Below are 12,261 nucleotides of genomic sequence, written 5' to 3'. Positions count from 1 at the left end.
GCTCCAACCCGATGGTGCGAGACGATGTTCCCGCAGGCCAGGCAGTTACCCTCACCATCACTACGCCGATGGCGAACGCGAGGGGGCCCGTTCTGCGTGTCGCCCCCTCCCACTAGGGATGTCTTACCCGCCGGGACTGACACTCCATGCCGCGCGCACCGGTTCCCTCCGCTACGGGCGAACAACCTTGTGCCCCTCCGGGCTCCCGGACGCCCCCATTTCGAGCACACTGTGTGATCGTTCAACGACCCACCGTAACCCGGAGGCGGCTTCCGCGGTTGCTTCTGTCATGGCCGGCCACGTCCCTCTGGTCCCCTTTCCCCGTCGTCCTCCCGGGTCTCCCCGGCGCCCTGCCGAACCGGGCGGCGCGGGCGGTTCCGGCGATCCGGTCGCCCGGATCCGTCACTGGTACGAGAACGATCTGGGCTGGGCAACAGTGCCCGGGCCGCCCGGAGAGCCGTTGTGGCTGGTCACGGGGGTGTGCTTCGACGTGCTCGACGTCCCGGCCGAGGCGGGCGCGGCGGCGCTGCGGCATCTGGGGCCGGGGTCCCCTGTGGCTCTCCAGGGCGACCGGATGCGGCTGCTCGTGGCCGTGGGCGGCGCGGAGGAACTGCCGGGGCTGCTGGAGTGGCTGGAGTGGGGCTCGGTGCCCCTCGATCTGCGGGCCCTGGGAGCGCGGGGACGCATGCCGGCGCCGTTCCCTCCGGGGTGGGGCGCGGGAGGGGGCGACTCACCGGCTCCCGAGCGGAACTCCACCGCCCCCGGACCGCCCCTTTGCCGGCCGTCCGCCATTCGAGACGGAAAAGGCGCCCCACCCGAGGAACCCCTCCGGGAGCGACCCGGCCTTACGGACACGATCGACGGCCGTCGGGAGGCGCCAGGGCCTCGGGAAGCGGCCGCAGGCCCCCAAGAGGCGTGCGGCGGTCCTCGGAAGGCGCCCGGACACCAGGACGCCCCAGATCCCAGGGAGCTCCGGGAGGCGTCCGGGCCGGGGGACCCGCCGGGTCTCCGCGAGGCGTCCGGAGGGACGGGCTCGATCGGGGGGCGGGGTGGAGGTGGGGCTCCGGGATCGCCCGGGGGTGGCCCGGGCGGGCTCGTGGGGCCGGGGTGGTCTTCGGGGGCCGCGCAGGGGGCCGCCGTGTGGGTGCGGCCCCCCGGGGCGGGGTACGAGGGCACGGCCTCGCTGCCGACACTGTCGGCCATGGGGGGCGTTGGGGGCGCCCCCGATCTCGTTCGGCTCGTGGCCACGCTGGCCACGCACTGCCATCGGGTCCGGCTTCGGCGCGGTCGCGCCGGGTCGCCGGAGTCGCGGTCGTCTCAGCCGTTGGCCTTCTCGTAAGCCTCGCGGATGGTCGCGGGGACCCGTCCGCGATCGTTGACCTCGAAACCGTTCTCCTTCGCCCAGGCACGGATCTGCGCCGTGTCCTGGCTGCCACCGGCCGCCGCACGCGCCTTTCCGCGACCGCCCGAAGCGCGGCCTCCCGTACGCCGACCACCCTTGACATAGGCGTCGAGAAGTCCGCGCAGCTTGTCCGCGTTGGCGGTCGTGAGATCGATCTCGTATGTCTTGCCGTCCAGCGCGAACGTCACGGTCTCGTCCGCCTCGCCGCCGTCGAGGTCGTCGACAAGAAGGACCTGAACCTTCTGTGCCACCGGATTTCCTTTCATCGATAACGTGAGGGCCGGGGGTCCGTCGGCGTCCCCGTTTCGCCGCCCCCTGTTATATGCAGTACTGCACTACGTCGGAAAGCAAACCGCTTTTGCGGGAAAAACACAAACCCCTGGCGGAGTCTCGGGGTACCGGACCCGACCGGAAAGCTGCGCGTTTCGGACATAGGGCACCGGGGCAGGGCGGGAGCACGTGAATACCCGGCGAAGGCCCGGCGATCGCGACGATCACAGATGCAGAAGCATCCGGCTGTTGCCCAAGGTGTTCGGTTTCACTCGTTCGAGACCGAGGAACTCCGCGACGCCCTCGTCATAGGAACGCAACAACTCTGCGTACACATCCGTGTCCACCGGAGTCTCACCGATCTCCACGAAGCCGTGCTTGCCGAAGAAGTCGACTTCGAAGGTCAGACAGAAAACGCGGCGGACCCCCAGCCATCGCGCGGTCTCCAGCAGCTTCTCCAGCAGGCGGTGGCCGACGCCCGCGCCCTTCAGCCCCGGCTTCACCGCGAGAGTGCGGACTTCCGCGAGGTCTTCCCACATGACGTGCAGCGCGCCGCAGCCGACGACCTCGGCGTTGTCGTCGCGTTCCACGACCCAGAACTCCTGGATGTCCTCGTAAAGCGTCACCGTCGCTTTGTCGAGCAGGATGCGTTCGCGCACGTAGGTGTCAAGGAGGCGGCGCACGGCGGGGACATCGCCGGTCCGGGCCCGCCGGACCGTGACGGCTTTTGCGGAGACTTCGGGACGCTCTGCTGACATGTGCGGACGCTATCGCCCGCCGCCGTCCCGCTCGGAGCCGGGGTTCTCGTCCTCCGGGGTTTCCGGTCCCTGGACGATGCGTACGGCGTCGCGCAGGGCCTGGCGCTGTTCGTCGCTCATCATGCCGAAGAAGGCGACGAGAGCCGCCGCCGGGTTGTCACTCTGCGACCAGGCGTCGTTCATCAGGGCGGCGGCGTAGGCGGCGCGGGTGGAGACGGCCTCATATCGATAGGCGCGGCCTTCGGCCTCACGGCGCACCCAGCCCTTCTGATGGAGATTGTCCAAAACGGTCATCACCGTGGTGTAGGCGATGGACCGTTCACGCTGAAGGTCTTCCAGGACTTCCCGAACGGTCACCGGGCGGTTCCACTTCCACACCCGCGTCATGACCGCGTCTTCGAGTTCTCCCAATGGGCGAGGCACAGCTCAGAACAATAGTGGGAGATCACAACAATCGCGTGCTGAACGTGCTCTTTCACCTACAACACGAACAAAAAGGGCGTACGACCCGGCAGTGCGAGGCATGCGAGTCGTACGCCCCGACGGCCCGCGCGGGGCGTCGGGTCGGCTCAGGCGTCGGAACGGGTGGACGCCTGCCGCGTGTTCTCCGCGCGCGCGAGGGCGGCGTCCACGGCGGCGTCCTCCTTGGCCTTGGCGGCGCCGCCCTGGGTCTTCACGATCACCCTGACCACACCGATGAAGAGCGCGGCCATCACGACCGGGGGCACGAGCGCGGAGACGTAGTCCATGCCCTCCAGAGTAGCCACGCGCGGGCGGGCGGCCGGGACGGGGGCCCGCCCGGCGGTTCAGCCCACCGCGAGGCGCTGCTGGGGCGGGGTGGGTGCGGCGGGCGGCGCGGGCGGCTTGCGGCGCGGGAAGACCTCGCCGGGAGTGGGGACGGGCCGGGACGGCTTCGGCTCTGCGGGCAGGGGGGCGGGTTTCGCGGGCTGTCCGGGCTTCTCGGGCCGTCGGGGCCTCTCGGTGGGCTCCTTGTCCGCCGGCTTCTCGGCAGGCCGCTCCGCGGGCTTCCTGTCGCCCCGCTCACCCCGTTCCCCGGCGGCGCGGGCGGGGTCGCCGCCGGGCAGGGCGGTGAGCCGGGCGCGACCCCGGGAGGCGGGCACCGTCGGGAGGCCCGGGCAGCGCTCCAGGAGGGCCGCCGCGGCGGGGTTGCCCCGCAGGGCGCCCAGGGCGGCGAGGTCGTCGGCCGTGGGGCGGTGTCCGGCCCTCAGGACCTCGTCCAGGAGGGCGAGGTAGCCGACCGCGGTGCCGGGCAGGGCGGCGCGGTAGCGGGCGAGGTCGGCCAGCAGGAAGGCGCGGTGCCGGGCGCCCTCGCGCACCGCCTCGTCGAGCGACTCGGCGAGCCGCAGACAGTCCTGGACGTCCTTTGCCGAGGCGGGACGGGGGTCAAGGGCGAGGGCGAGGGCCCGGCGGAGCACATGCAGCTCCTCCGTGCCGAACGCCATGCCGCCGCGGGTTCCGTAGGGCGTGGGCATGGAGCCGAAGATACGCACTAATCAGACAAACCCGACACATGTTCCCTGCGTGGCGCCCAGGACCCACCCACCTGGACGGCGGGCGCGGGGGCGCGGTCCTGCCGCGCCCCCGGCTCGTCACGTCGGGCCCGTCGCACCGGGCCCGACGTGTCAGGTCCGCCGCGTCAGGTCCGGCTCGTCACATCCGGGACACGTTGCGCTCGTACACGAGGCGCAGCCCGATCAGTGTCAGCCAGGGCTCGTGCTCGTCGATCACCGAGGACTCGCCCAGGACCATCGGCGCGAGACCGCCCGTGGCGATCACCGTCACCTCGTCGGGGTCGTCGGCCAGCTCCCGGGACATGCGGTTCACGACGCCGTCCACCTGTCCGGCGAAGCCGTAGACGATGCCGGACTGCATCGCCTCGACCGTGTTCTTGCCGATCACGCTGCGCGGGCGGGCGACCTCGATCTTGCGCAGCTGGGCGCCCTTGACGCCGAGCGCGTCCACCGAGATCTCGATACCGGGAGCGATGACGCCGCCGACGTACTCCCCGCGCGCGGACACCGCGTCGAAGGTCGTCGCGGTGCCGAAGTCCACGACGATCGCCGGGCCCCCGTACAGCTCGACGGCGGCCACCGCGTTGATGATGCGGTCCGCGCCGACCTCCTTGGGGTTGTCGGTGAGGATCGGCACGCCGGTCTTCACCCCGGGCTCCACGAGGACGGCGGGCACGTCGCCGTAGTACCGGCGGGTGACCTCGCGCAGCTCATGCAGCACGGAGGGGACGGTGGCGCAGATCGCGATGCCGTCGATGCCGTCGCCCAGTTCCTCGCCGAGCAGCGGGTGCATGCCCATCAGGCCCTGGAGCAGGACGGCCAGTTCGTCGGCCGTGCGGCGGGCGTCGGTGGAGATCCGCCAGTGTTCGACGATGTCGTCGCCGTCGAACAGACCCAGGACGGTGTGCGTGTTGCCCACGTCGATCGTCAGGAGCATGGCCGTCACTCCGCCGCGCGCAGGTCCAGGCCGATGTCCAGGATCGGCGAGGAGTGGGTGAGGGCACCGACGGCCAGGAAGTCGACCCCCGTGTCGGCGTAGACCTTGGCGTTCTCCAGGGTCAGCCGCCCGGACGCCTCCAGGAGCGCTCGTCCCGCCACGAGCGCCACCGCCTCCTCGCACTCACCGGGCGTGAAGTTGTCCAGCAGGATCAGGTCGGCACCCGCGTCGAGGACCTCGCGCAGCTGGTGCAGCGTGTCGACCTCGACCTCGATCGGCACCTCCGGGAACGCCGTGCGCACGGCGTCGAACGCCTGGGCGACGCCGCCCGCGGCGACGACGTGGTTGTCCTTGACGAGGGCCGCGTCCGACAGCGACATGCGGTGGTTGACGCCGCCGCCGCAGCGCACCGCGTACTTCTCCAGGGAGCGCAGGCCGGGGGTGGTCTTGCGGGTGTCGCGCACCCGGGTCCTCGTGCCCTCCAGGGCGTCCGCCCACGCGCGGGTGGCCGTCGCGATGCCCGACAGGCGGCACAGCAGGTTGAGGGCGCTGCGCTCGGCGGTCAGCAGGTCACGCGTGCGGGCGGTGACCGACAGCAGCTTCTGCCCGGCCTCCACCCGGTCGCCGTCCTCCACGTGCCGCTCGACCTCGAACTCGTCGGAGCAGACCACGGAGAGCACGGCCTCGGCGACCCGCAGGCCGGCCGCCGTGCCCGCGTCGCGCGCGGTGAAGTCGGCGGTGGCCACCGCGTCCTCGGGGATGGTCGCGACGGTCGTCACGTCCACGCCGCCCGCGAGGTCCTCCTGGACGGCCACGTTGACGACGTCCTCGACCTCGACCGGGTCGAGTCCGGCGTCGGCCAGGAGTTCGGCGAGCGCGGGGTCGAGCCCGCACTCCAGGTACTCCGCGTCGCCCTCGGCGCCGCAGGCACAGCCCTCGCCGCAGCCTCCGGACGCGGCGAGGGGAAGGTCGGGGGTGCTCATGTCGCTCACTGCTCCTGGGGACGCTGCTGCCGGGTCGGGGGGAAGTCTGCGGTGTCGGTGGTGCGCACGGCCAGCGTCCGGTCCGGATTCAGCCGTACGACGATGTGGCGCCGCCAGTGCGTGTCGTCGCGCTCGGCGTGGTCCTCGCGCCAGTGGCAGCCGCGGGTCTCCTCGCGCTGCCGGGCGGCGGCGACCAGGACGCGGGCGACGCACAGGAGGTTCGTGGCCTCCCAGGTGTCGACGCCGGGCTCGGCCGTCTTGCCGTTCTCGTCGAGGGCGTCGCGGGCCTCGGTGTGCAGCCGCTGGAGCTGGTCCGCGGCCTTGGCCAGGGACTCGTCCGAGCGCAGCACCCCCGCGCCCTCGGTCATGATCCGCTGGATCGCGAACCGGGCCTCGGCGGCGAGCAGGGGGTGCGCGGGCTTCTCGGGGTGGGGGACCGGTTCGGGCACCCGCGCGTGGAGGCGGTCCTGCGCGTGCCGCTCGGTGATGTCGGCGGCGATCCGCTCGGCGTACACCAGTCCCTCCAGGAGGGAGTTGGAGGCGAGCCGGTTGGCGCCGTGCACGCCGGTGCAGGCGACCTCGCCGCACGCGTACAGGCCCGGCACGGTCGTACGGCCCCGTGCGTCCGCGCGAACGCCGCCGGAGGCGTAGTGGGCGGCCGGGGCGACCGGGACGGGCTCGGTGACCGGGTCGATGCCGTGGGCGCGGCAGGCGGCGAGGATCGTCGGGAAGCGGTGCTCCCACATCTCGGCGCCGAAGTGCCGGGCGTCGAGGTACATGTGCTCGGCGTCCTGCTCCTGCATGCGGCGCATGATGCCCTTGGCGACGATGTCCCGGGGCGCCAGCTCGGCCAGCTCGTGCTGCCCCGCCATGAAGCGCACGCCGTCGGCGTCGACCAGGTGGGCGCCCTCGCCGCGCACGGCCTCCGAGACCAGCGGCTGCTGGCCCTCCGCGTCCGGCCCTAGGAACAGCACGGTCGGGTGGAACTGCACGAACTCCAGGTCGGAGACCTCCGCGCCCGCGCGCAGGGCGAGCGCCACACCGTCGCCCGTGGACACCGAGGGGTTGGTGGTCGCGGAGAACACCTGGCCCATGCCGCCCGTCGCGAGGACCACCGCGGGGGCGTGCACCGCGCCGACGCCGTCGTGCTGGCCCTCGCCCATGACGTGCAGGCTCACGCCCGCGGTGCGGCCGGCGACGTCGGTCAGCAGGTCGAGCACGAGCGCGTTCTCGATCGTGCGCAGGCCCCGCGCGCGGACGGCCTCGACGAGGGCGCGGGAGATCTCGGCGCCGGTCGCGTCGCCGCCGGCGTGCGCGATGCGGCGGCGGTGGTGGCCGCCCTCGCGGGTCAGCTCCAGTTCGCCCTCGGTGGACTCGTCGAAGTGGGCACCGGTCTCGATGAGCCGTCGTACGGCGTCCGGTCCCTCCGTGACGAGGATGCGCACCGCGTCCTCGTCGCACAGTCCGGCGCCCGCCACGAGGGTGTCGTCCAGGTGCTGTTCGGGGGTGTCGCCCTCGCCCAGGGCCGCCGCGATGCCGCCCTGCGCCCAGCGCGTGGAGCCGTCGTCCAGGCGGGCCTTGGTGACGACGACCGTGCTGAGGCCCGCCGCCTCGCAGCGCAGCGCCGCGGTGAGGCCGGCGACGCCGGAGCCGACGACCACGACGTCCGCGGCGATGGACCACCCGGGCGCGGGCGCGTGCAGTCGTATGCCTGTGCTGGTCACGAGGCGGCTCCGAAGGTGAGAGGGAGATTGTCGATCAGGCGTGTCGTGCCGACCCGGGCGGCGACGGCGAGCACGGCCTCGCCGGTGAAGCCGTCCACGATCTCGGTGAAGTCGGACGGGTCGACCAGCGCGAGGTAGTCCAGTTCGACGGGCGGGGCCATGCGCGCGCCCTCGTCCAGGACGAGCCGGGCGGCGGCGCGCACGGCCGCCGGTCCGCCGGGCGCGGCCTTCGCCACCGCGTGCGCGTCGGCCGCCGCGCGGGACTCCCCGAGGGCGCTGAGCGCCTCGGCACGCGCGCGTGTGGCGGGAACTTCGCGGGCCCGCGCGCGCAGCGCCTCCTGTGCGGCGTGCCGGTCGCGGCCGGCGAACAGGGCGCGGGAGAGGGTGAGGGCGCTGCGCCGCTCGTCGGCCGAGAGGTAGCGGTTGCGGCTGGACAGGGCCAGGCCGTCGGCCTCGCGGACGGTCGGCACGGCGACGATCTCCACGCCGAAGTTCAGGTCCCGCACCATCCGCCGGATCAGGGCGAGCTGCTGGGCGTCCTTCTGGCCGAACAGGGCCGCGTCGGGGCGGGTGAGGTGCAGCAGTTTGGCGACGACCGTGAGCATGCCGTCGAAGTGGCCGGGGCGCGAGGCGCCCTCGAGGCGCTCGCCCATGGGGCCCGCGGAGATGCGGACCTGGGGCTGTCCGCCGGGGTAGACCTCGTCGGCGGAGGGGGCGAACACGGCGTCCGCGCCGCACTGTTCGGCGAGCTTGAGGTCGGCGTCGAGGGTGCGCGGGTAGCGGTCGAGGTCCTCTCCGGCGCCGAACTGGAGCGGGTTCACGAAGACGGTGACGACGACCTCGCCGTGCGGCCCGGCGATCTCGCGCGCGGTGCGGATCAGCGTGCCGTGGCCCTCGTGCAGGGCGCCCATGGTCATCACCACGGCACGGCGGCCGTGGCGCACGCGGGCGTGCAGCTCCTCGGCGGTGCTCAGCAGGGCGGTGGTCATCGGTCGTCTCCGTTCTCGGGCACGCGCGTCGTGGTGCGGCCCCTTCCGGGCGCGCGCGTGGTCCGGCGGCCCTCCTCGGGCGCGCGTGTCGTGCGGCGGCCCGGTGTCGTGGCGGGGAGCCCGGCCCGGGTCATCGGGCGTCCTCCGGTCCGCCCCGACCGTCCGGTCCGCCCTGGTCGTCGCGGCCGTCCCGTCCGCTGTGGCCCGCCTGCCCACCCCGGCCGTCCTGACCGCCGTCGGCGAGCACTCCGAGCAGGTCCTCGGCCAGTTCCGGCTTGAGCAGCCCGTGGGCGAGCGCGCGGTCGGCGGTCGCGCGGGCCATCGCCAGATAGCCGCCGAGGGCCTGCGGGGCGTGCTCGCGCAGCTCCCGCACGTGCGCGGCGACCGTGCCGGCGTCCCCGCGCGCGACGGGCCCGGTGAGGGCGGCGTCCCCGGAGCGCAGGGCGTTGTCCAGGGCGGCGCCGAGCAGCGGGCCGAGCATCCGGTCGGGGGCCTCGACGCCCGCGCCGCGCAGCAGCTCCATGGACTGGGCGACCAGGGTCACCAGATGGTTAGAGCCCAGGGCGAGGGCCGCGTGGTAGAGCGGGCGGCTCTCCTCGGCGATCCACTCCGGTTCGCCGCCCATCTCGATGACCAGCGCCTCGGCGGCCAGCCGCAGTTCGTCGGGGGCGGTGACGCCGAAGGAGCAGCCAGCGAGCCGCTGGACGTCGACCGGGGTGCCGGTGAAGGTCATCGCCGGGTGCAGGGCCAGCGGCAGTCCGCCCGCGCGCAGGGCGGGGTCGAGGACCCGCGCGCCGTACCGCCCCGACGTGTGCGCGAGGAGTTGTCCGGGGCGTACGGCACCGGTCTCGGCGAGGCCCGCGACCAGTCCGGGCAGGGTGTCGTCCGGGACGGTCAGCAGCACCAGGTCGGCACGCCGCAGGACCTCGGCGGGCGCCACCAGGGGCACGCCGGGCAGCAGGAGCGCGGCACGCCGCCGGGAGGCGTCGGAGACCCCGGACACGGCGACCGGGCGGTGACCGGCGAGTTGCAGGGACGCGGCCAGCGCGGGACCGACACGGCCGGCGCCGACGACGCCGACGGTGAGCCGCGCGGGGCGGTCCCTGGGGTCTGGGAGGTCTGGTTGCTGGTCTGTACTCACTCGGGGGTGGCCTTCCCGTTCCAGTCCGCTCGGGGTACCGGACGATTTCTCGTCATGTTAACGCGATCGGGTCGGGGGCCGGCCGGTTGTCCACAGGCTGTGGGCCCCGGTCGCACGGGCCGTGGACACCGGGGTGCCCGCGTGTGGGCGGGCACGGCATGATCCGGGGCATGAGCGACGAGGCCGTACAGGACGAACAGCAGTCACCGCAGGAGCGGATACGGGAGCGCAGGACGGCAGCCCACCGGGCGGCGCGGCACGTGCTCGCGGGTCCCCGCGGCACGATCCGGGAGCGGCTCGCGCTGCTCCAGGAGGCGGGCCCGACCGTGTACGACCTGGACGAGCCGGCGGACATGTACGGCGACCGGATCGTCACGGCCCTGGAGGAGCGCGTCGCCGCCCTGCTCGGCACGGAGGCGGCCGCGTTCTTCCCGACCGGCACGATGGCCCAGCAGGTCGCCCTGCGCTGCTGGGCGGCCCGCACCGGCAACCCCGTCGTCGCCCTGCACCCGCTGTCGCACCCCGAGGTGCACGAGCGGCACGCGCTCGGCCAGGTCAGCGGTCTGCGCCCGGTCCACGTGACCGCCGAGCCCCGGCTGCCCTCGCCCGCCGAGGTCCGCGACCTCGCGGAGCCCTTCGGCACGCTGATGCTGGAACTGCCGCTCAGGGACGCCGGGTTCGTGCTGCCCACCTGGGAGGAGCTGGCCGGCACGGTCGCCGCCGCGCGCGAGCGGGACGCGGTCGTCCACCTCGACGGCGCCCGCCTGTGGGAGTCCACGGAGCACTTCGGCCGCCCCCTGGACGAGATCGCTGCCCTCGCGGACAGCGTCTACGTGTCGTTCTACAAGTCCCTGGAAGGCTTCGGCGGCGCCGCGCTGGCCGGTCCGCGCACGCTGGTGGACGAGGCGAGGACCTGGCGGCACCGGTACGGCGGCATGGTGTTCCAGCAGTTCCCGACGGTGCTGTCCGCGCTCGTCGGGCTGGAGCGGGAGCTGCCCCGGCTCCCGGAGTACGTGCGGCACGCGCGCGTGGTGGCCGCCGGGCTGCGCGAGGGGTTCACCGCGAGCGGGCTGCCGTGGGCCCGGGTGCACCCGGAGGAGCCGCACACGCACCAGTTCCAGGTCTGGCTGCCGTACGACCCCGACGTGCTCGCCGAGGCGGCCGTCCGCCAGGCCGAGGAGACGTCGGTGTTCCTGTTCTCCGGCGGCTGGCAGGAGCGGGGTCCCGGCCTCGCCGCCACCGAGGTCACGGTCGGCGCGGCGGGTCTGGCGTGGACGCGGGAGGACGTGCGGGCGGCCGTGGCGGGCTTCGTGGAGCGGCTGCCCCGGGAGGTGTGACCCGCGCGCGGACCTCCCCTCGATTGACGGGGCCCGTCAATCGAGGGGGGCGTTGTCGGTGGCGGCGTGCACCATGGGGGCATGGGCGTACGCATCGACATCGCGGGGCTGCGGCCGGAGGGGGTCGCCGTCGTACCGTCCCCGCTGGCCGAGCTCGGCATGGCGCTGCACGCGCTGTCCGAGCCGGGCCACCACCCGGGCCTCCAGGGCTGGGTGACCGGCGTGACCGCCCGCCTGGACCCGCATCTGGCCGACCGGATGTGCGAGGCGGACTTCCTGTGGCGGACGACGTACGCCGACCTCTTCCTGCCGTACGCGGGCCTGCCCGGTGCCCTCCCGGCCGCCACGCTGGCGGGTGAGCTGGATCTGCTGGACAAGCTGACGGACGAACAGTTCGTGGACGCTGCCCTGGAGTTCACCTGCGTGCCGCTGTACGACGCGGCGCTCCCGAGCCTGCTGTCCGACCCCTCCGCGCGCGGGCGGGTCCTGGAGGTGGCCGCCGCGCGCGGGCCGCGCCAGGTCCGCTTCACCAAGCAGCTGCTCGACGACCCGCCGAGCGTGCGCGCGTGGCTGCGCCGCTTCCTGGAGGACTGCGACGAGGCGTTCTTCCGCGACGCCTGGCCCGGACTGCACCACCAGCTCGCGGCGGACGCCCGGCACAAGACGGAACTGCTGCGTCACAAGGGGCTGGGCGAGGCACTGGCGGCGGTCTCCCCCGCCGTGTCGCTGGACGAGCCGGCCCGGCGCATCACCGTGGACAAGCTGAACGAGGGCCGGGCGGTCACCACCGGCGGCAGTCTCCTGCTCGTCCCCACGAGCCTGGGCCGCCCGCACCTCAGCGTGCTGTACCGGTACGGCTGGCAGCCCGTGCTGCACTACCCGGTGGGCTCCCGCGAGCCGGCCTCGCCACCGTCGGTGGAGCAGCTCACGCTGCGGATGACGGCGCTGTCCCACCCGGTGCGCATGCGCCTGTGCCGCCACCTGGCGCGCACCGCCTACACCACGGGCGAGCTGGCACAGGTGCACGGGCTGAGCGCGCCGGAGGTCTCCCGGCACCTCGCGGTGCTGAAGAAGGCCGGTCTGGTGACCACACGCCGTCGCGGCCGGTACGTGCTGCACCAGCTGGACGTCACGGTCGTGGCCCGCCTGGGCAGCGACTTCCTGGAGGGCATCCTGCGGTGACACGCC

The 12,261-nt window shown here is 73.7% G+C and carries 12 protein-coding genes and 2 pseudogenes; 4 read left to right on the top strand and 10 right to left on the bottom strand.

The window, feature by feature from the left end; all coding sequences use genetic code 11:
- Nucleotides 1-289 precede the first annotated feature (289 nt).
- A pseudogene (locus AB0F77_RS21260) lies at nt 290-706 on the top strand (SCO3374 family protein); the annotation flags it as partial.
- A 417-nt stretch (nt 707-1,123) separates the two neighbouring features.
- Nucleotides 1,124-1,339: pseudogene (locus AB0F77_RS21255) on the top strand (hypothetical protein); the annotation flags it as partial.
- Here AB0F77_RS21255 and AB0F77_RS21250 read toward each other — a convergent pair.
- The 10 genes from AB0F77_RS21250 to AB0F77_RS21205 all read right to left on the bottom strand — a co-directional run bounded on the left by AB0F77_RS21250 (nt 1,318) and on the right by AB0F77_RS21205 (nt 9,736).
- On the bottom strand, nt 1,318-1,653 hold the full coding sequence (locus tag AB0F77_RS21250) for an Lsr2 family protein (RefSeq protein WP_361950653.1): 336 nt from the start codon (nt 1,651-1,653) through the stop codon (nt 1,318-1,320). The pseudogene AB0F77_RS21255 and the gene AB0F77_RS21250 sit on opposite strands and share 22 nt — an antisense overlap.
- 243 nt (nt 1,654-1,896) lie before the next feature.
- Complete coding sequence (locus tag AB0F77_RS21245) at nt 1,897-2,430, bottom strand: amino-acid N-acetyltransferase (protein ID WP_361950650.1); 534 nt, start codon at nt 2,428-2,430, stop codon at nt 1,897-1,899.
- A gap of 9 nt (nt 2,431-2,439) precedes the next feature.
- Nucleotides 2,440-2,841, bottom strand: coding sequence for a BlaI/MecI/CopY family transcriptional regulator (locus AB0F77_RS21240; protein ID WP_361950647.1), 402 nt, complete (start codon nt 2,839-2,841; stop codon nt 2,440-2,442).
- Nucleotides 2,842-2,999: 158 nt separating this feature from the next.
- Nucleotides 3,000-3,179 (bottom strand): hypothetical protein, encoded by a 180-nt coding sequence (locus AB0F77_RS21235; RefSeq protein ID WP_361950644.1) that lies wholly within the window; start codon nt 3,177-3,179, stop codon nt 3,000-3,002.
- Nucleotides 3,180-3,236: 57 nt separating this feature from the next.
- Nucleotides 3,237-3,923 (bottom strand): hypothetical protein, encoded by a 687-nt coding sequence (locus AB0F77_RS21230; RefSeq protein WP_361950642.1) that lies wholly within the window; start codon nt 3,921-3,923, stop codon nt 3,237-3,239.
- Nucleotides 3,924-4,101: 178 nt separating this feature from the next.
- Nucleotides 4,102-4,899 (bottom strand): type III pantothenate kinase, encoded by a 798-nt coding sequence (locus AB0F77_RS21225; RefSeq protein WP_361950639.1) that lies wholly within the window; start codon nt 4,897-4,899, stop codon nt 4,102-4,104.
- Between the two features lie 5 nt (nt 4,900-4,904).
- Nucleotides 4,905-5,882, bottom strand: coding sequence for a carboxylating nicotinate-nucleotide diphosphorylase (nadC, locus tag AB0F77_RS21220; protein WP_361950636.1), 978 nt, complete (start codon nt 5,880-5,882; stop codon nt 4,905-4,907).
- A gap of 5 nt (nt 5,883-5,887) precedes the next feature.
- Nucleotides 5,888-7,606, bottom strand: coding sequence for an L-aspartate oxidase (locus tag AB0F77_RS21215; protein WP_361950633.1), 1,719 nt, complete (start codon nt 7,604-7,606; stop codon nt 5,888-5,890).
- Entirely contained in the window at nt 7,603-8,595 is a 993-nt protein-coding gene (panC, locus tag AB0F77_RS21210) for a pantoate--beta-alanine ligase (protein WP_361950630.1), read from the bottom strand. Before panC ends, AB0F77_RS21215 begins: the two co-directional genes overlap by 4 nt.
- Nucleotides 8,596-8,725: 130 nt before the next feature.
- The gene (locus tag AB0F77_RS21205; RefSeq protein ID WP_361950627.1) at nt 8,726-9,736 is read right to left on the bottom strand and encodes a DUF2520 domain-containing protein; all 1,011 of its coding nucleotides are present in this window, start codon (nt 9,734-9,736) and stop codon (nt 8,726-8,728) included.
- A gap of 170 nt (nt 9,737-9,906) precedes the next feature.
- On the opposite strand from AB0F77_RS21205, the gene AB0F77_RS21200 reads away from it, so the two are divergent.
- Together AB0F77_RS21200 and AB0F77_RS21195 are read left to right on the top strand one after the other, a co-directional pair.
- On the top strand, nt 9,907-11,073 hold the full coding sequence (locus tag AB0F77_RS21200) for a beta-eliminating lyase-related protein (RefSeq protein ID WP_361950624.1): 1,167 nt from the start codon (nt 9,907-9,909) through the stop codon (nt 11,071-11,073).
- A gap of 81 nt (nt 11,074-11,154) precedes the next feature.
- Entirely contained in the window at nt 11,155-12,255 is a 1,101-nt protein-coding gene (locus AB0F77_RS21195) for a DUF5937 family protein (RefSeq protein WP_361950621.1), read from the top strand.
- The last annotated feature ends 6 nt before the right edge of the window (nt 12,256-12,261 follow it).

This window comes from Streptomyces sp. NPDC026672 (genome assembly GCF_040638185.1).
In the GTDB taxonomy this organism is placed as follows: domain Bacteria; phylum Actinomycetota; class Actinomycetes; order Streptomycetales; family Streptomycetaceae; genus Streptomyces.
The sequence above is the reverse complement of the archived record's forward strand: the minus strand, read 5'-3'. Positions and strand labels throughout refer to the sequence as shown.